Origin of the sequence: Streptomyces roseifaciens (genome assembly GCF_001445655.1) — a bacterium.
In the GTDB taxonomy this organism is placed as follows: domain Bacteria; phylum Actinomycetota; class Actinomycetes; order Streptomycetales; family Streptomycetaceae; genus Streptomyces; species Streptomyces aureoversilis.
On the sequence record NZ_LNBE01000004.1, the window covers coordinates 1,865,703 to 1,882,719 of the forward strand.

Below are 17,017 nucleotides of genomic sequence, written 5' to 3' on the forward strand. Positions count from 1 at the left end.
GAAGCGGCCCCGGCATGCGGGTGTACCTGCGCAAAGCGGCGTCGTTACTGGTCAGCGCCGTGATCGCCAGCTTCGTCGTCTTCGCCTTCCTCTCCGTCCTGCCCGGCGACCCGGCCGAGGTCGTCCTCGGGACGAACGCCGGCGAGGCGGAGCTGGCCGCACTGCGCCACGACTTCGGCACCGACCGCCCGCTCGTCGTCCAGTACGCCGACTGGGCGCAGGGCCTGCTGCACGGCGACTTCGGCACCTCGTACATCAGCCACGACGCCGTCGGCCCCCGGATCGCCGACCGCTTCGGCGTCACCTGCTGGCTGGCGCTCGGCGGCATGCTCGTGGCGGTCCTCTTCGCGCTGCCCGCGGGCGTGCTGGCCGCCGCCTGGCACCGCAGGCCGGCCGGTGCGCTGCTGTCCGCGCTCAGCCAGGCGGGGATCGCGGTCCCCGCCTTCCTCGCGGGCATCCTGCTCGTCTACGTCTTCGCGGTCCGGGCCGGGGCGCTGCCGGCCGGCGGGTACACCCCGCTCGCCGAGGACCCCGCGGCCTGGGCGCGGCAGCTCGTCCTGCCGTGCCTGTCCCTCGGGCTCGTCCAGGGCGCGGTGCTCACCCGCTACGTGCGCTCCGCCGTCCTCACCGTCCTGCACCAGGACTTCCTGCGCACGGCCCGGGCCAAGGGGCGTAGGCGCCGCGCCGCGCTGTGGCGGCACGGGCTGCCCAATGCGGCGGTGCCCGTCCTGACCGTCCTCGGGCTGCAGCTGTCCACCGTCCTCGTCGGGGCCGTCGTGGTCGAGCGGGTCTTCGTCATCCCGGGGCTGGGCGATCTGCTGCTGCAGTCCGTCGCCGACCGCGATCTGCTGGTCGTCCAGGGCGTGGTGATCGTCCTGGTCGTGGCGGTGCTCGTGGTCAACGTCGTCACCGACCTGCTCTACCACCTGCTCGACCCGCGCCTGCGGAGCCGCTGATGCAGCCGCCGATGGAACTGCCCGGGAACCCGCCGGGGAATCCGGGCGAGAAGCCGCCCGGGAACCCGCCGGAGAACAGGCCCGAAAGGCAGGAGGCGGTCGCGCCGGCGGTTCCGCCGGTGCGGCGGCCCAGGAGCCTCCTCGGGCGGCTCGCCCGCCGTCCCACCCTCACCGCCGGAGGCGTCCTCGTCGCCTTCGTCCTCGCCCTGGCGCTGCTGTCCCTGATCTGGACGCCCTACGACCCGACGCACGTGGACGCCGCCCGCAGGCTGCTGCCGCCCGGCGGCGAGCACCTCCTGGGCACCGACCAGTTCGGGCGCGACGTCGCCAGCCGGCTGATGACCGGCGCCCGCACCACCGTCTTCGTGGGGATCGTGGCAGTCGGCTTCGCCGTCGTCATCGGTGTGCCGATGGGGGTGGCCGCAGGCATGTCGGGCGGGCCGTTCAGTGCGCTGCTGATGAGAGTGAGCGATTTCCTGCTCGCCTTTCCCGCGCTGCTGCTCGCCATCATGCTGGCGGCGGTCTACGGCACGAGCACGCTGACCGCCATGGTGGCCATCGGCATCGCCTCGGCCCCCGGCTTCGCGCGCGTCGCCCGCGCCGCCACGCTGCGCGTCATGGCAGCGGAGTACGTCGACGCCGCCCGGCTCGCGCGGCGCACGCGCGCCGCCATCGCCGTGCGGCACGTCCTGCCGAACATCCGGGACGTCGTCATCGTCCAGGCGTCGGTGGCCTTCGCGACCGCCGTGCTGGCCGAGGCCGCGCTGTCCTACCTCGGGCTCGGCACCCCGCCGCCCACCCCGTCCTGGGGCCGCATGCTGCTCGACTCGCAGGAGCTCCTCTTCGACAAGCCCGAGCTGTGCCTGTGGCCCGGCCTCGCCGTGGCGGCCGCCGTCCTCGGCCTGAACCTCCTCGGCGACGGCCTGCGGGACCGCTTCGACCCCACGCTGGAAGGTGTCCGGTGAGCAGGAGCATGCTGCTGGAGGTCGACGGCCTCACCGTCGACGCGGGCGACCGGCCGCTCGTGCGGGGCGTCGGCTTCACCGTGGACCGGGGCGAGCGCGTCGGCATCATCGGCGAATCAGGCTCCGGCAAGACCCTCACGGCCCTCGCCCTCCTGGGCCTCCTGGGCGAGGGGCTGCGGGCCGGGGGCAGCGCGCGCCTGGACGGCGTCCCGTTCGACCTGCTCGGCGCCACGGACCGCGAGCTGTCGACCGTGCGCGGGCGGCTCGCCGGCATGGTGTTCCAGGAGCCGATGACGGCCCTCAACCCCGTGATGAAGGTGGGCCCCCAGGTCGCCGAGGCGCTGCGGCTGCACGGCCCCCGGAGCGAACGCCCCGGCCGGGCCGCCGCCCACGCCGCCGCCGTCGGGCTCCTGGACCGGCTGCGCCTGCCGGACCCCGCCCGGGCCGCCCGCTCCTACCCCCACCAGCTCTCCGGCGGGCAGCGCCAGCGCGCCGTCCTCGGCGGGGCCCTCGCGACCGACCCCGCCCTGCTGATCTGCGACGAGCCGACGACCGCCCTGGACGTCACGGTCCAGAAGGAGATCGTCGACCTCGTCACGGGCGTGTCCGACGAGCGCGGCACGGCGGTGCTCTACATCAGCCACGACCTCGCGCTCGTCGCGTCCGTGTGCCACCGCGTGCTGGTGATGTACGACGGGGAGATCGTCGAGAGCGGGCCCGTCGAGCAGGTGCTGCGCAGCCCTGAGCACCCGTACACCCAAGCCCTGCTGAAGGCCTCCGACCTGACCGTCCCCGCGCCGCGGCCCCCGGCCCCCGCCGAGCCGCGGACGCTGCTCAAGGCGCGTGGCCTGACCCGCCGCTACGCCCGCCCCCGCCGCGGCCTCTTCGCGCCGCGTACGCACTTCACGGCGCTGGAGGGCCTGGACCTGGACCTCCGTGCGGGCGGGCGGACCGGTGTGGTCGGCGAGTCCGGATCGGGGAAGACCACGCTGCTGCGGCTGCTGTCGGGCCTGGACCGCCCGACGTCGGGGACGGTCGACAACGTGGCGGTCCGGGGCGGGGACCGGAGCCACAGCCGGGCCCGGAGCCAGGAGCAGAGCCGTGGCCATGGTCTTCAAGTGGTCTTCCAGGACCCCATGGGCTCGCTCGACCCCCGCATGCGCGTACGCGACATCATCGCCGAGCCGCTTCCGGACCGGCGCTCGCCCGAGGCCACGGCGCGCGTGGCCGAGCTCCTCGCCGACGTGGGCCTGCCCGCGGAGGCCGCCGCGCGCTATCCGCACCAGTTCTCGGGCGGGCAGCGGCAGCGCATCGCCATTGCCCGGGCCCTGGCGCCCCGCCCGTCCGTGCTCCTCGCCGACGAGCCGGTCAGCGCCCTGGACGTCTCCGTCCGGGCGCAGATCCTGGACGTCCTGAGCAAGGTCACCGCCGAGCGGGACATGGCCTTGTGCATCGTGACCCACGACCTCGGCGTGGTGCGCTACCTGTGCGACGACGTGGTGGTGATGAAGGAAGGGCGCGTCGTGGAGAGGGGGCCGGTCGAGCGCGTGTGGGAGGCGCCGGAGCACCCGTACACGCGCCAGCTGCTGGAGGCCGTTCCGGTGCTGCGCTGAAGGGGGGAGGCCCCGGGAAGCGGGCCGCGATCCGGCGGGAGCTGGTCGACACCTGTCCGCAGCGACGCCTCGGCCCGTTGCCGTGCATGCGCAGCAACGGAGCACTGTGTGCTGCTGTGTGAAGCCGCGGACAGGTTGCCGCCGTTTTTCAGGTAGATCATGACGGTCACCCACGAGCCAAGTCAATCCTATGAGTTGACTCGATCCATCCAAGCTTGAGCTTGTATCGTGGCGGCGTGACGCTAGATGACCTGAAGGTGTTCGTCATGGTGTGCGAGGCCCGCAACCTCAGTGCCGTGGCCCGCGAGATGAACTGCAGCCAGTCGGCCGTCAGCCAGCACGTGCGGCGCCTGGAGAAGGAGGTCGGCCTCTCGCTGATGGAGCGTCAGCCGCGCGGCGTGGTGCCCACGGCGGCCGGGCGGATCCTCCAGCGGGCCGCCTCGGACGGGCTCACCGCCCTCGGCGAGGGCCTGCGGACGCTGGAGGAGCTGCGCACCGGCCACGGCGGCGGCGTCGTCATCGCCACCGGCGCCACCACCATCCGCCACCTCATGGGCGCGGCCATCGAGGAGTACAGCAGGCGGTTCCCGGACGTCGGGCTGGAGTTCCACACCGAGCGCTCCAGCCACCGCTGCATCGACGCCCTGCGGTCGGGAGCGGTGGACCTGGCCTGGGTGACGGTCTCCGAGGACGCCCAGGGCGTCGAACTGCGTCCGGTCATCAGCCTGGAGTGGGTGCTGGCCGTCCACCCCGACGACCCCCTCGCGGCCGAGAGCGCGCTCGGCGCGGCGGACCTCGCCCGTACGCGCCTCATCCGCCCGCCCGCCGGGACGAGCTCCGGCCGCCGGGTGGAGGACGTGCTCGGCCCCGGCGGCCTGTCCCCGCGCTCCACCACCCGCGCCACGGACTGGGACACCGCGCTGCTGCTGGCCGAGCTGGGCCTGGGGCACGCCCTGATACCGGCCATGCCGGGGCTGGTCAGCCCGTCCGGCGCGGCCCGGCTGATACCCGTCACCGGCATCCCGTCACTCGACGTGGGCTGGGCCGCCCGGCAGTGGTCGGCCCTCGCTCCCGCCGCCCAGGAGTTCGCGGCCACCGTCACCCGGCACGTCGCGGGCGGCTGACCGCCGGTCCGTCCGGTCCAGGCCGCACAGCGCCTCGTACGACGCCTGGACGAAGGGCGCGGCCGGGGTCGGTGCGGCATCGGCCAGGGCCACCAGGGCGGCGCCCGGGCCGGGCAGGAAGCCGGCGAAGGCGGTGCAGCCGCGCGTGCCCCCGGAGTGGTGCAGCAGCGGGCCGCCGGGCCGCACCCGCAGGTTCCACACGAGGCAGATGCGGCGGCCGGTGCGCGGCAGCGCCAGCCGGGGCCGCTGCACTTCCGTGAGCGCCACCCGCAGGCTCGGCGGGGCGGCGGCCTCCGGCGCGAGCAGCGCCGCCATGCAGCGCAGCAGGTCGCGCGCGCTGGAGCGCAGGGCGCCCGCGGCGGGCATACCGGGGACGAGCCAGGGCGGCCGGGGCCGGCCGTGCCAGTGCCCGAGGACCTGGGGGCGGGTGGGGTCGCAGTCGGTGTCGGCCAGGCCGAGCGGTTGCAGGACGCGCTCGCCGAGCAGCGCCGGATAGTCGCCGGGCGCGCCGCCGGCCGCGCGCGCGAGGGCGAGGCCGAGCAGGCCCACGCCGTAGTTGGAGTAGCGCACGCGGGTGCCGGGGCGGTGGTGGAGGCGGGTGCGGGGGAGCGCGGCCAGCAGGTCGTCCGTGGTGAAGGCGGCGTACGGATTGCGGAACCAGCCCGTACGGGCCGAGCGGGCGAGCAGCCCCGGCGGCAGGCGCGGCAGGCCCGCAGTGTGCGTGGCGAGGTGGAGGAGCGTGACGGCCGGGCCCGGGATGCGCCTGGCACCGGGCGGCAGATAGCGGTCGAGGGGGTCGTCGTAGCGGACCTCGCCGCGGGCGGCGAGCTCGGCGAGCAGCAGTGCCGTGAACGTCTTGGTGAGCGAGCCGGTCTCGAAGCGGGTGTCCTCACCGGCCGGCCCGCGGCACACCACGATGCGCTCGTCGCCGCGCACGGCGGCGACGGCGACGGCGCTCGCGCCCCGGGCCGCGTCGGCCAGGGGCAGGAGCAGGGCGTTCAGCGGGATGCCGGGGAGGTTCGCGTCGTCCGGGGTGGTCTGCCGCAGGGACGGGGTCACTGCTCTCGTGCCGCCCTGGCGAGGGCGATGGAGCCCGCCACGGCGGCCACGACGGTGGTGTGCTGGTGTTCCTTGAACCTGCGGGCCGGGTCGTCGTCGACCGGGTCGCCGTCGCAGGGCACCAGGCCGTCCTCGTGCTGCAGGGAGGCCATCGCCTCCCAGTCGTCCGGGTTGCAGTAGGGCTCGGACAAGGAGGCGCCCACGATGAGGAGTTCCGCCACGAGGTCCCACTGGCGGACCTCGCGCCAGATGTCGATCCACACCGGCAGCCAGGTGCGGACGTACGAGGTGAGGGGGGCCGGCAGACCCTCGGGCCGGCCTCCCCAGTCGGTGAGGTGGAAGACCGTGTGGGTCATCGCGTAGGCGGTGATCCAGTTGATCGCCCACGGTTCGGGGGTGGCGCCCAGCCAGGTGGTGCGGGCGAGTGCGGCGAAGTCCTCGCCGTGGTCGAGGCCGGCGATGCGGGCGGCGTTGGCCACGGCCAAGCGGCGGTTGGGCAGCAGCTCGACGCTGTGCACCGAGCGCAGCCGGGCGCGGTGGGCCAGCAGCCGGTCGAGGTCCGCGTGCCGGTAGCCGCAGCGCACGAAGTGGGCGTACATCTCCAGCGGGTCGGTCATCAGGGTGTGGCGCAGCTGGCGTTCGTAGAGCATGTCGCCCTTGCGCAGCTGCAGCCACGTGAAGTCCATCAGGCTCTGTGCGGCGACCAGTTGGCCGGGCCCGGCCATGCCGTCGCGCAGGATGATGGAGGCGGCGAGCGTGCTCTCGCCCAGGGGTTTGTAGACGCCGTCGGGGTCGGTGAGCTCCTCGGTGGTGCCGGGCGGCAGGGCGCCGAGCGCGCGGTGGGCGTGCAGCCAGGACAGCGCGCGGTCGGCCATGGCGCGGGCGGCCGTCTCCACGGGGGCGGAAATCGTCATGCCGGCGCCTCCGTGGGCGGCTGGGGGGCGGTGTCGGAGTCGGCGCGGTTCCCGGTGTGCGTGCCGTCGCCCAGCAGGTGGGCGGCGACGGCCAGGTCGAGCGCCGTGCGCGGGCTCGCGCCGCCGAGCAGGCGCACGTGGTCGAGGACGGGTTCGGGCTCCACGGGCAGGGCGATGCCGTCGTGCCGCAGCAGGGCGAGCCAGCGCAACAGGCGGACGGCGGTGGGGAAGTCGCGGCGCAGCACGGACCGGGTCAGCCCGCGACTCAGCGGGAGGGCGGCGCCGCGGGCGGCGTCCCGTACGGGCCCGTCCAGGCAGGGGGTGGCGAGGGGCGCGAGCTGGGCCATGCGAACGGACCAGCGCTGCCAGTCGGTGGTGTCGGTGAGGTCCTCGCCGGCCTCGGGCGGGACGGTGGCCACGGGGTTGCCGGCGTAGCCGCGCGTACGGGCCAGGAGTTGAGCGGTCGCCCAGTCGCGCCAGGCGGCGGTGCGCTCGTCGGTGCGGGCGGAGGGGCCGCTGCCCGGCACCGGGAAGGTCTCGAAGGAACGGGCGACGGCGGCCGCGTCGGCGGCGTGGAAGGGGACGCCCGTCAGGATGTGGGGGGTGAAGGTGTCTGCTCCGATCACCCGGACCGCGGCCAGGGCCGCGAGTGCGTCGGGCGAGCTGCTGTCGAGGTGCGGGGCGACGAGCGCCGCGCCCCCCGCACCCCGGAGGGCGCGGAGGACGCGTGACGCGAGTTCGTCGGCCGCCGCGGCGTAGGCCGCACGGGAACTCACTTGCCCTTCGGCTCCTTCGGCTCCTTGGGAGACAGCAGGAGGAGGGCGAGCAGGAAGCCTGCGGCCTCCGGCGCGGGCAGTGGAGCCCCGCTCACGGCGGCTTCCGGCTCCACCATCAGGGAGCCGATCGCGGCCGTTCCGGCCGGATTCGCAAGGGGTCGGAGGGTTTCTTGGGCGAGCATGTGCGCCTCCTCGAGGAGATGCGGTCGGGATTGTCATCACTTAATCAGTGATGTCTGAAAAATTAGGCTAAGCACGACTTTCGGGTTCCGCAGCTCGAGACACGCCGGGGCCCGCACCGAGCCGTCCGTTGGGGCGCATGGCGGAGGCAAAGGGCACTCACGGGGGAATCGGGGGCGCCAAGGCGAAATGAGGGGCGCCAGGGAGGGATCAAGGGCGCCAGGGTGAAGTCGAGGGCGTGCGCAGGGGAGCCGGGGCGAAGCCTGGGGGAGTGGTGAGAAAGAAGGGAAAAGTGGGGGATGCGACGGGTGATTCTCCGAAATTTCCACCATTCGGGTGAACTGCGAAGGCTGGGGTGTGGCGGAGTGACTGGTGCGGCATGGTCTGAAAATAAGCTGGCACGCCACCCGGGCGGGGCCCTTGGGATGGGAGTCTTCGATGACCACCTCCGAGTCGGTGTGGACCTGTCCGTTCCGCCACGATGAGGCCCTGGAGTTCGACCCCTTCCTGGCCCGGCTGCGCAGCGAGCCGCCGGTCACCCGCATCCCGATGCCCCGGGGGGACGGCGCGGGCGATGCCACGGAGGACGGGCCGGGGGGTTCCGCAGCGCCCGGAGCCGGCGGCCCGGCGCCCGGCACCGCCTGGCTCGTGACGGGCCACCGCCACGTCCGCGCGGTCACCGCTGACCGCCGCTTCAGCCGCGCGGCCCTGATCGGCCGCGGTCTGCCGCCCGTCACGCCCGATCTCGTCGACCACGCCGAGTCGATCAACCTCATGGACCCGCCGGCCCACAGCCGTCTGCGCGGCCTCATGGCCACCGCGTTCGGCGACCGCCAGGTCGAGGAGCTCCGCCCGCGCACCCGGCGCACGGTGGAGGGCCTGCTCGACGCCATGGCCGACCACGGCTCCCCGGCCGACGTCTCCGACTGGCTGGCCGCCCCCCTCCCGCTGAACACGGTCTTCGAGCTGCTCGACGTCCCCGGGCCGGACCGTGCCCCGCTGCGCCGCTGGGCCACGGCGATGATGTCCCCCGGCACCCCCGACTGCGCGGCGGCCGCCGAAGGAAAGGCCGGACTCCGCGCGTATTTCGCCGAGTTGACCGCCGCGCGCCGCCGCCACCCCGGCGGCGACCTGCTCAGCGCCCTGGCCGCGGTGCGCGAGGACGGCGAGTTCCTGGACGCCCGCGAGGTCGCGGTGATGGGCATGCTCCTGCTCGTCACCGGCCACAACACCAGCGCCCACCAGATCAGCAACATCATCTACACCCTGCTCACCCACCCGGAGCAGCTGGCCCGCCTGCGGGCCCGTCCCGAGCTGCTGCCGGCCGCCATCGAGGAGCTCCTGCGCTTCATCCCGTACCGGCAGGGGGTGGGCATCCCCCGCCAGGCCACGGAGGACGTGGAGCTGGACGGCGTCACCATCCGCGCGGGCGAGACCGTCCACGTCTCGTACCTCGCCGCCAATCGCGACGAGCTCGTCTACGACCGCCCCGACGAGCTGGACCTCGAGCGGCAGGACGCGCCCGCCCACCTCACCTTCGGCCACGGCACGCACCACTGCCTCGGAGCCCGGCTGGCGCGCATGGAGCTCCAGGTCGCCATCGGCACGCTGCTCACCCGCTTTCCCGACCTGCGCCTGGCCGTTCCGGCGGAGGAGGTGCGGTGGAACACCGGTTCGATCTGGCGGTTCCCCCTCGCCTTGCCCGTCGCCTGGTAGAGCACCCGGCGCAGCGCACCGACGGGGCGCCCGGCCCACCGCCCGCGCAGGGCGGCGGAGCCGGCGCCCGGTAAGTCCACCGGTCAGTCCCCTGGACCGGTAAGTCCCTGGTAAGGAGGCAGTCATGGCTACGCTCTGCCGACCGGCCATCGCCGTACCCGAGCACGTCATCACCATGGAGGAGACCCTGCAGCTGGCTCGGACGCTGCACGCCGACCACCCTCAGCTGCCGCTGGCCCTGCGGCTGATCGGCAACACCGGAGTCCAGACCCGGCACATCCTCCAGCCCATCGAGCACACCCTCAAGCACCCCGGCCTCACCTGGCGCAACAACCTCTACGAGACCGAGGCCAAGGCCCGGGTTCCCGAAGTCATCCGGCGGGCCCTGGAGCACGCCGAACTGACCCCGCGCGAAATCGACTTGATCGTGTACGTCTCGTGCACCGGCTTCATGATGCCGTCCATGACCGCCTGGATCATCAACACCATGGACTTCCCGGTCACCACCAGACAGCTGCCCATCGCCCAGCTCGGCTGTGCCGCGGGCGGCGCCGCCATCAACCGCGCGCACGACTTCTGCACCGCATACCCCGGCGCCAACGCCCTCATCGTGGCCTGCGAGTTCTGCTCGCTGCTCTACCAGCCCACCGACCTCGGTGTCGGCAACCTCCTGTCCAACGGCCTCTTCGGCGACGCCCTCGCCGCGGCCGTGGTGCGCGGGGAGGGCGGCGAAGGCGTGCGCCTGGAGCGCAACGGCTCCCACCTGGTGCCGGACACCGAGGACTGGATCTCCTACGCGGTCCGCGACACCGGCTTCCACTTCCTGCTCGACAAGCGGGTCCCGGGCACGATGGCCATGCTCGCCCCCGCCATGCGCGACATGGCCGAACCCCACGACTGGAACGTCTCCGAGCTCGACTTCTACATCGTCCACGCGGGCGGGCCGAGGATCCTCGACGACCTGTGCAAGTACCTCGACCTCGCGCCCGAGTGGTTCCGCTACAGCAGGGCCACGCTCACCGAGCGGGGCAACATCGCCAGCGCCGTCATCTTCGACGCGCTGGAGCGCCTGTGGGCCGACGGCGGCGTGCCGCACGACGCCCGGGGCATCATCGCCGGCTTCGGCCCCGGCATCACCGCCGAGATCTCGCTGGGCACGTGGAGCAGCGGGGCGGGCGGCGGCGAGAGGGAGGGGCAGGCGCCGGGCCGCCCGATGCCGCAGCCCGCGTAACCGGCCTCCGGTCGGTTCGATCGGGCCGGTCGAGCCGGTCGGCCGGGCCGCTCCCGTCGCCCGGTGCCCGCTGCCTGAGCCCCCGCCCGGTGCCCGTCAGAGGTCGAATTCGGCCGGGTTGATGCCCAGCGCGAAGCACGCCTCGCGGACGACGGCCTGCTCGGTCTTGTCGAAGTCCCCGTCGGCGCCGCCGATGACGATGCCGATCTGAACGACCGCACGGGCCTCGGTCGGCTTCTTCTGCACCTTGCCGATGGTCTGCATCACGCTGACCTTGCCGAAGTCGAAGTCGGCCGTGAGCTTCTGGCAGTAGTCGTTGAAGCGGGCCTGCAGATCGTCGGCGGGGAAGTTCTGCAGCACCTCGTTGGTGGCGATCAGCGAGGCGACGCGCTGCCGCTCCGAGGCGTCGATCGAGCCGTCGGCGGCCGCAACCAGAGCGCACATGGCCATGCTCGCGTCACGGAACGCGCCGCTCTTCAGCTCGTTCTTCTTCGCCACCAGCTGACCCTGCATCGTCGTCGCGGAGTCCTTGAGCCGGTCCCAGAGCGCCATTTGCCGTTTCTCCTCATACATAACGGGGGTGTACGGGGAGAACGGGGGAGAGGGGTACGGAAGTTCCCAAAGTGACATAACAGCGAGAGAAGTGGCGCGAAAGGTTCGTTACGAAGGAGCGAGGCTCGTTACGAAGAAGCGAGCGGATCCAGGTGCAGCGGCTGCACCTTGCCCTCCATCATCGCGCCGAGCCCGAGCACCGCGCAGACGTCCGGCTGGTCGGCGATGCGCACGGTCATCCCCGTCGCATCGGCGATCATCCGGTCCAGGCCCGGCAGCACCGCGCTGCCGCCCGCGAGCATCACCCCGCGGTCGACGAGGTCCGCCACGAGGTCGGGCGGGCAGGAGCGCAGCACGCGGCCGATAGCGTCCAGCACGGCCGTGAGCGGCGTGTGCATCACCTCGCGGACGTCGGCCGTGCTCACCATGACCGTACGGGACAGGCCCGTCGCCACGTCCCGGCCGCGGACCTCCGCGCTCTCCTCCATGGGGTCCGCGGCGAGTGCCAGATGCAGCGGGTGCAGCCCCTGCGTGGGCAGCATCAGCTCGTGGCGGCTGCGCAGGTGCTCGACGACCGCGTAGTCCATGGCGTCCCCGCCCACCAGCACCTTCTCCGCCGCCACGATCGCCCCCAGCGACAGCACGGCCACCTGGGTGGAGGCCGCCCCGCACACCACGATCATCGTCGCCTCGGGCAGCTCGACGGGCTGCCCGCAGCCCACGGCGGCGGCGATGAGCGTGTCGACCAGCTCCACCCGGCGCGTCCCCAGCCCCATCAGGGTCTCGACGGCCGCGCGACGGGCGAGCGGATCCGCGTCGTGCGGGATGCAGACCGCGGCGCGCAGCATCGGCTTGCGCCGCCAGGCGCGGCGCACCTTGTCGCTGACGAGGTTGCGGAGCATCCGCTGCGCCATCTCGACGTCGACGACGGTGCCGCCGGACACCGGGCGGACGACGCTGATGTGCGCCGGGGTGCGGCCCGCCATGCCCTCGGCGAGGGTGCCGACCGCGATCAGCGAGCCGGTCCTGGTGTTGACCGCGGCGATCGACGGCTCGTCCACGATCAGGCCGGTGTCGCGGAGGTAGACCCGGGTGCGGGCCGCCCCGAGGTCCACGGCGACGGTGCAGCGCCGCAGCTGCTCAAGACTGAAGGACGTCATGGCAGGGCCTCCCCTGGAGCGGCGGTCGGGATACGGGGGCGGGCCGCCGCCGCCGGGCGTCCCTGGGATCATCGTGCGCGGCGGGGCGGAGAACCGCCCGCCGGAGTGGGCCGCACGGGGGACGGAGTGGCCCGCATGGCCGATACCGGGTTGACGGACTGTCAGAGCAGGGCTGCTTCCGCGGCGGCCGGCTGCGGTCCCTTCGCATCGGCGTAGCACTCCACGACCGCCGTCGTGAACGGGAACAGCACCGGCGTCTCCCCGAAGACGACGTGCGCGGCACGGCGCGAGGCGGTGCGGATGGCCTCGGCGGCCACGGCCGCCTCGGCTTCGGGGCAGTGCACGATGACCTCGTCGTGCTGGAAGAACACGAGCTCGGCGCGGAGCCCCGCGAGCTCCTGGCGCAGGGCCGCGAGCATCGCCAGGGCCCAGTCGGCGGCGCTTCCCTGCACCACGAAGTTCCGCGTGAAACGGCCGCGGGCCCGGTCGGCCGGGGTGCTGCCGTAGCCGGGCGCGGAATCCTCTTCGGAGGCCTGGGGGAGGCCTGCCTCGTCGGGCAGGGCCGTGGAGGCAGGCGGGCACGTACGCCCGAGCCACGTCCGTACGAGGCGGCCCTCCTCGCCCGCGCGCGCCGCGTCGTCCACGAGCGCGACGGCCGCGGGGAAGCGGCGGCGCAGATCCGCGAGGTGCTTCAGGCCGTCGCCGGAGGTCTGCCCGTAGATGGCGCCGAGCATCGCCATCTTGGCCCGCTCGCGGTCACCGGCGAAGGCCCGGTCCGACAGGGCCGCGTACAGATCGCGCTCGCCGCCCGCCGCCTCCATCAGCCCCGGGTCGCGGGAGACGGCGGCGAGGATGCGCGGCTCCATCTGATCGGCGTCCGCGACCACCAGCCGCCACCCGGGGTCGGCGACGACGGCCCGGCGCACTACGCGCGGGATCTGCAGCGCGCCCCCGCCGTTGGTGGTCCAGCGGCCGGAGACGGAACCGCTCGGCACGTACTCGGCGCGGAAACGGCCCTCCCGCACCCACGTCTGCAGCCAGGACCGGCCGTGGGCCGTGTGCAGCCGGTAGAGCTTCTTGTACTGCAGCAGGGGCTCGACGGCGGGGTGGTCGATCGCCTTGAGCTCCCACGCGCGCGTGGACGACAGGGAGATGCCCTGGCGGGCGAAGGCCCGGATGATGTCCGCGGGCAGATCCGGCCGTACGCGCACGCCCTCCTGGCCGAACGCGGCGGACACGGCCTCCGCCAGCCCGGCCAGCCGGCGCGGCTCCAGCCCGCCCGGGAAGTGCTCCCCGAGCAGCTCGTCCAGCAGGGCGCGGTGGACGTCGGCCCGCCACGGCAGACCGGCGCGGTGCATCTCGGCGGCGACCAGGGTGCCCGCGGACTCCAGGGCGAGGAGGAGCAGCATCCGCCCGCGGTGCCCGGCGGCCCCCGCCCGGGCGATCTGCGCGGCATGGACCTCGACCAGCGCGTCCAGCGGATCCGTGCCGGGCGGCAGCGGTACGGGCCCCGGCTCGAACAGCGACGGCTGCCCTCCGGCGGCCCGCGGCGGCGGATCGGCGGGCACGGGCAGGCCGCGCAGCCGCGCCCACGCGGCGGCCAGCGACCTGGGCTGCCCGGACTGACCTTCCTCGTGCCCCACGAGCAGGCTCTCGGCCGCCTCCACGTCGTAACACCGCTCGACGCGCAGCCCTTCCGCCAGCAGCTGCGGGTAATGGTGCGCGGTGGACCGCCACACCCACCGCTCCACGTGGGGATGCGACCGCACGGCCTCCGCCAGGCTGCCCGCGGACGCGACCGGCCCGACCGGCGCCCCCGCGAGATCGACGGCGCGGAGACGGACACCCCCGTCGCCCGTCTCCGCCACCGCCAACCTCACGCGAACGATCCTGCCAGGGGGCACTGACAATCGCCCTGACCTGCGGGATTGCGCGTGCCGGGCTACGTTGGGGACATGACTGGAACCTGGCAGGTGTCAGCGGACGTGGAGGGCCGCCCGACCCGGCGGGACTGCGCCCACCTGAACGAGGCGGCCGCGGAGGTCACCCCCAGCACGACGGAAGGCTGCGAGGACTGCCTGCGCACGGGCGGCACCTGGGTGCACCTGCGTGAGTGCCTCGTCTGCGGCCACGTCGCCTGCTGCGACAGCTCCCCGAACCGCCACGCAAGCGCCCACGCCCGCACGGAGCCGGGCCACGACCTCGCCCGGTCCTTCGAACCGGGCGAGGACTGGGCGTGGTGCTACGCCGACCAGCTGCTGCTGGTACCGGGCTGACGGGGTTCATTTCCCCCAGGTGCTACGGGAGTTGACCTCGCGGACTTTGGCGCGCAGGGCGTCGGAGTCGGAGACGGGGTCGGTGGGGTGGACGGGGTGCGGCTTGGCGGCACAGGTGCAGGCGAGGAGCGGGGTGGTGGGCCGCAGGTCGATCCCGTGCGCCGTCGCCCAGACGTAGACCCCGCAGTGGGGGCGGAGGGGTTCGGGGGTACGGGGGGCCGGGAGCGCGGGGGGCGCCGGGGGCGGCGTGACGGGGACTTCGGGCGCCGCGCGACGGCTGAAGAGAGCCCTCGTCCGGGCGAGGAGGCGGGAGATAGAGTCCTTCACGTCATCAGCTCCTGAGGCTGGTGGCCATGCCCCCGGGCCGTGACAGCGGTCGCGGGGGTCTTGAGTGCGCCCACCCTAGAGCCCCCTGTAGGGCCCTGTCTACACCTAGCCGTCTAGAGTAGGCTCTATGTTCGGTTGCATACCGCTGTTTACAGTCAGGCGCGTGATGGAGTACGACCCGACGCGACCGAAGTGGATGCAGATCGCCGACGTGATCCGGCAGCGCATCGCCAGCGGTGAATATCCGCTCAATCACCTCATCTCAGAGGTGCGGATGGAGCAGGAATTCGATGTCGCGCGGACGACGGTCCGCAAGGTCACGGCCGCCCTCCGCGCGGAGGGCCTGATCGTGACGACGCCCGGCATGGGCTCCTTCGTCGCCGCCAAGCCGCCCAAGTCGTAAGGCTCCGGCGGTTCCTGACGTAGCGATTGCGTGATCGTCTGCTTGTTGGGATCCGCAGACCGCGACAGAGGGGGCCCCATGGCTGACGGCTACAAGGACATCAAGGCTGCAGCGAAAGATACCCACAAGGAAATCTGGAGTGTCTGGTTCTTCTTCGGGATCGTGGCGATTGCTGTCGCCCTCTTCACCGATGACGACTCGGTGACCGGAATCATTGCGGACTTCGTTGCCAAGTGGGGATGGATACCTTCGACCATCATCGCCTTGGGCGCTTCCGTCCGGGCAAGCAGCCGGGCGGACGAGGCCCGCAAGCGGGCACTGCAGTAAGGCTGTCGCCGCTCAGGCCACTTCGGCGCGCACGAGCAGGGTGCCCAGGGGCTCGTCCTCCGGAGGGGGCACGATGCAAGCGTCGACGTGCGTGAAACCGCTCCGCCTGAGCAGATCGGCCCACGCGGCGGGCCCGTACTGCCAGCGCAGCACTGTCAGCTCGCGCTGGCGGCCTTCGAGCCACTTCCCGCGCATTTGCTGAGCCCCATGAGTGCCCGGGCCTGCTTCTGCGTGGCTGAATACGAACACTCCGCCGGGCGTGAGGCGCTTGGCCACCAGCGGGAGGAGCCGCTCGGGGTCGGTGAACCAGACCGCTCCCCACACGGAGTAGATCGCGTCGTATTCGGTCGCCTCGGACATGAGGAAGTCGCACACGTCCGCGTGCAGGAAGGTGACGCCCGGGATGTGTGACCACCAGCGGCGGGCGCGGGCGATCTGGAGGGCGGAGAAGTCGACGGCGGTCACCTGGGCGCCGCGGCGCGCGAGGTGGACGGCTTCGGCGCCTTCGCCGGGGCCGAGTTCCAAGGCGGTGCGCGGGGTGCCGAGAAGTTCCGGACCGGGGCCGTGGCCGGGGAACTGCGTCCACTCGAACCGGTCGGCCGACGGGGCCGGCTGTTCGCCCTCCCCGCGGTACGGCTTGTACAGGTCCCAGTATTCGGCCGGTGTGAGGGGCGGGCGGGGCATGAGGCTCCTCGGGGGAACGGTGGGCCACGTGAGTCCGTCACCGTACCGCCGCCTGCGGCCGCGTCAGGTGGCGTTGACGGAACTCCGCCCTGTTGCGCCACAGGTCAGGCCCGGGGCCGCTCATGACGTCCCCGGGCCTGACCATTCCGGTTCGTTCAGTGACAGTTCGTTCCAGGCGCGCACGGGCCGCACTTGGCGTAGTCGGCCTCCCAGAGCTTCCAGTCGACCTTGAATCCGTTGTCCGCGATGATCTTCGCGGTGCGCTCGACCGAACCGTCGTACTTGAAGGCGATCTCGGGGATGTGCTCCAGGAAACGGCCGGCGAAGTGCTGGGCGCAGAACTCGCGGTAGTTCTTCGTGTCCAGGATGAAGGTGTGGACGGCGATGTCGACGGTGCGGCCGCAACACATCTCCAGCTGCTGCCCCCACTTCTCCATGGCCGTGATCAGGTAGGACACGGCCGCACTGAACAGGCGGTCGGCGTACACCTCGTCGAAGGGGTGGTCGCGCATGAGCAGCTGGATCTCGCGGTCCCACACGTCCGGCTTGACGAAGTCCCGGGGGTCGCGAACCGACGGCACCGCCTCGGCTGTCGTAGCCATGCTGTCCTCCCTGATGTTCGATGCCCTTGCGCCTCTCGGATGAGGGCGCCCCTCCAGTGCAGCGCGTCCCGGGCTCGCGAGGTGATCCATCGCCGCAGGCCGCACGCGATGTGCAGATGCTGCACACGGCCTTGGCCTGCTGCGCGGCCACG

19 protein-coding genes are annotated in these 17,017 nt (G+C 73.0%); 9 read left to right on the forward strand and 10 right to left on the reverse strand.

Annotated elements, in window-relative coordinates:
• The first annotated feature begins 14 nt into the window (after positions 1-14).
• The 4 genes from AS857_RS25510 to AS857_RS25525 all read left to right on the forward strand — a co-directional run bounded on the left by AS857_RS25510 (position 15) and on the right by AS857_RS25525 (position 4,658).
• The gene (locus tag AS857_RS25510; protein ID WP_058045572.1) at positions 15-956 is read left to right on the forward strand and encodes an ABC transporter permease; all 942 of its coding nucleotides are present in this window, start codon (positions 15-17) and stop codon (positions 954-956) included.
• The gene (locus tag AS857_RS25515; RefSeq protein WP_245700510.1) at positions 956-1,921 is read left to right on the forward strand and encodes an ABC transporter permease; all 966 of its coding nucleotides are present in this window, start codon (positions 956-958) and stop codon (positions 1,919-1,921) included. Before AS857_RS25510 ends, AS857_RS25515 begins: the two co-directional genes overlap by 1 nt.
• Entirely contained in the window at positions 1,918-3,534 is a 1,617-nt protein-coding gene (locus AS857_RS25520; protein ID WP_216824014.1) for a dipeptide ABC transporter ATP-binding protein, read from the forward strand. The genes AS857_RS25515 and AS857_RS25520 overlap by 4 nt, the downstream gene beginning before the upstream one ends.
• 236 nt (positions 3,535-3,770) lie before the next feature.
• The gene (locus AS857_RS25525; protein WP_079110620.1) at positions 3,771-4,658 is read left to right on the forward strand and encodes a LysR family transcriptional regulator; all 888 of its coding nucleotides are present in this window, start codon (positions 3,771-3,773) and stop codon (positions 4,656-4,658) included.
• Here the strand turns inward: AS857_RS25525 and AS857_RS25530 are convergent.
• Genes AS857_RS25530 through AS857_RS25545 form a run of 4 tightly spaced genes read right to left on the reverse strand, consistent with a single transcriptional unit; the run spans position 4,560 to position 7,589 of the window.
• Positions 4,560-5,717, reverse strand: coding sequence for a serine hydrolase domain-containing protein (locus AS857_RS25530; RefSeq protein ID WP_245700512.1), 1,158 nt, complete (start codon positions 5,715-5,717; stop codon positions 4,560-4,562). The genes AS857_RS25525 and AS857_RS25530 overlap by 99 nt on opposite strands.
• A complete protein-coding gene (locus tag AS857_RS25535; RefSeq protein WP_058045575.1) occupies positions 5,714-6,631 on the reverse strand; it encodes a DUF6895 family protein in 918 nt (305 codons plus the stop codon). Before AS857_RS25535 ends, AS857_RS25530 begins: the two co-directional genes overlap by 4 nt.
• Positions 6,628-7,407, reverse strand: a complete 780-nt coding sequence (locus tag AS857_RS25540; protein ID WP_063804357.1) for a hypothetical protein — start codon at positions 7,405-7,407, stop codon at positions 6,628-6,630. Before AS857_RS25540 ends, AS857_RS25535 begins: the two co-directional genes overlap by 4 nt.
• On the reverse strand, positions 7,404-7,589 hold the full coding sequence (locus AS857_RS25545) for a hypothetical protein (protein ID WP_058045576.1): 186 nt from the start codon (positions 7,587-7,589) through the stop codon (positions 7,404-7,406). The genes AS857_RS25540 and AS857_RS25545 overlap by 4 nt, the downstream gene beginning before the upstream one ends.
• Before the next feature lie 436 nt (positions 7,590-8,025).
• On the opposite strand from AS857_RS25545, the gene AS857_RS25550 reads away from it, so the two are divergent.
• Together AS857_RS25550 and AS857_RS25555 are read left to right on the forward strand one after the other, a co-directional pair.
• Positions 8,026-9,303, forward strand: coding sequence for a cytochrome P450 (locus tag AS857_RS25550; RefSeq protein WP_058045577.1), 1,278 nt, complete (start codon positions 8,026-8,028; stop codon positions 9,301-9,303).
• Positions 9,304-9,427: 124 nt separating this feature from the next.
• Positions 9,428-10,534 carry a type III polyketide synthase gene (locus tag AS857_RS25555; protein WP_058045578.1) on the forward strand — a complete coding sequence of 369 codons (1,107 nt, stop codon included), beginning with the start codon at positions 9,428-9,430 and terminating at the stop codon, positions 10,532-10,534.
• A 96-nt stretch (positions 10,535-10,630) separates the two neighbouring features.
• On the opposite strand, the gene AS857_RS25560 is transcribed toward AS857_RS25555, so the two are convergent.
• From AS857_RS25560 to AS857_RS25570, 3 genes are all read right to left on the reverse strand, one after another.
• Positions 10,631-11,086: a tellurite resistance TerB family protein gene (locus AS857_RS25560; protein ID WP_058045579.1), complete on the reverse strand. Its 456-nt coding sequence runs from the start codon at positions 11,084-11,086 to the stop codon at positions 10,631-10,633.
• Between the two features lie 128 nt (positions 11,087-11,214).
• Positions 11,215-12,246 carry a rod shape-determining protein gene (locus AS857_RS25565; protein ID WP_058045580.1) on the reverse strand — a complete coding sequence of 344 codons (1,032 nt, stop codon included), beginning with the start codon at positions 12,244-12,246 and terminating at the stop codon, positions 11,215-11,217.
• Positions 12,247-12,407: 161 nt separating this feature from the next.
• The gene (locus AS857_RS25570) at positions 12,408-14,126 is read right to left on the reverse strand and encodes a bifunctional 3'-5' exonuclease/DNA polymerase (protein ID WP_058045581.1); all 1,719 of its coding nucleotides are present in this window, start codon (positions 14,124-14,126) and stop codon (positions 12,408-12,410) included.
• Positions 14,127-14,201: 75 nt separating this feature from the next.
• Between AS857_RS25570 and AS857_RS25575 the strand changes: the two genes are divergently transcribed.
• A complete protein-coding gene (locus AS857_RS25575; RefSeq protein WP_058045582.1) occupies positions 14,202-14,522 on the forward strand; it encodes a UBP-type zinc finger domain-containing protein in 321 nt (106 codons plus the stop codon).
• 6 nt (positions 14,523-14,528) lie between these two features.
• Here the strand turns inward: AS857_RS25575 and AS857_RS25580 are convergent, their stop codons facing one another.
• Complete coding sequence (locus AS857_RS25580) at positions 14,529-14,849, reverse strand: hypothetical protein (RefSeq protein WP_058045583.1); 321 nt, start codon at positions 14,847-14,849, stop codon at positions 14,529-14,531.
• A gap of 166 nt (positions 14,850-15,015) precedes the next feature.
• On the opposite strand from AS857_RS25580, the gene AS857_RS25585 reads away from it, so the two are divergent.
• Positions 15,016-15,252 (forward strand): GntR family transcriptional regulator, encoded by a 237-nt coding sequence (locus tag AS857_RS25585; protein WP_420823991.1) that lies wholly within the window; start codon positions 15,016-15,018, stop codon positions 15,250-15,252.
• Between the two features lie 78 nt (positions 15,253-15,330).
• Positions 15,331-15,579 (forward strand): hypothetical protein, encoded by a 249-nt coding sequence (locus AS857_RS25590; RefSeq protein WP_058045585.1) that lies wholly within the window; start codon positions 15,331-15,333, stop codon positions 15,577-15,579.
• Between the two features lie 12 nt (positions 15,580-15,591).
• On the opposite strand, the gene AS857_RS25595 is transcribed toward AS857_RS25590, so the two are convergent.
• On the reverse strand, positions 15,592-16,263 hold the full coding sequence (locus AS857_RS25595) for a class I SAM-dependent methyltransferase (RefSeq protein ID WP_058045586.1): 672 nt from the start codon (positions 16,261-16,263) through the stop codon (positions 15,592-15,594).
• Positions 16,264-16,418: 155 nt separating this feature from the next.
• Entirely contained in the window at positions 16,419-16,865 is a 447-nt protein-coding gene (locus AS857_RS25600; RefSeq protein WP_058045587.1) for a glycine-rich domain-containing protein, read from the reverse strand.
• Between the last annotated feature and the right edge of the window lie 152 nt (positions 16,866-17,017).

Coding starts and splice junctions, on each gene's coding strand:
- AS857_RS25590 (WP_058045585.1), top strand. CDS start 15,331: ATGGCTGACGGCTACAAGGACATCAAGGCTGCAGCGAAAGATACCCAC.
- AS857_RS25585 (WP_420823991.1), top strand. CDS start 15,016: ATGGAGTACGACCCGACGCGACCGAAGTGGATGCAGATCGCCGACGTG.
- AS857_RS25565 (WP_058045580.1), bottom strand. CDS start 12,246: ATGACGTCCTTCAGTCTTGAGCAGCTGCGGCGCTGCACCGTCGCCGTG.
- AS857_RS25595 (WP_058045586.1), bottom strand. CDS start 16,263: ATGCCCCGCCCGCCCCTCACACCGGCCGAATACTGGGACCTGTACAAG.
- AS857_RS25555 (WP_058045578.1), top strand. CDS start 9,428: ATGGCTACGCTCTGCCGACCGGCCATCGCCGTACCCGAGCACGTCATC.
- AS857_RS25560 (WP_058045579.1), bottom strand. CDS start 11,086: ATGGCGCTCTGGGACCGGCTCAAGGACTCCGCGACGACGATGCAGGGT.
- AS857_RS25550 (WP_058045577.1), top strand. CDS start 8,026: ATGACCACCTCCGAGTCGGTGTGGACCTGTCCGTTCCGCCACGATGAG.
- AS857_RS25510 (WP_058045572.1), top strand. CDS start 15: ATGCGGGTGTACCTGCGCAAAGCGGCGTCGTTACTGGTCAGCGCCGTG.
- AS857_RS25535 (WP_058045575.1), bottom strand. CDS start 6,631: ATGACGATTTCCGCCCCCGTGGAGACGGCCGCCCGCGCCATGGCCGAC.
- AS857_RS25600 (WP_058045587.1), bottom strand. CDS start 16,865: ATGGCTACGACAGCCGAGGCGGTGCCGTCGGTTCGCGACCCCCGGGAC.
- AS857_RS25575 (WP_058045582.1), top strand. CDS start 14,202: ATGACTGGAACCTGGCAGGTGTCAGCGGACGTGGAGGGCCGCCCGACC.
- AS857_RS25515 (WP_245700510.1), top strand. CDS start 956: ATGCAGCCGCCGATGGAACTGCCCGGGAACCCGCCGGGGAATCCGGGC.
- AS857_RS25545 (WP_058045576.1), bottom strand. CDS start 7,589: ATGCTCGCCCAAGAAACCCTCCGACCCCTTGCGAATCCGGCCGGAACG.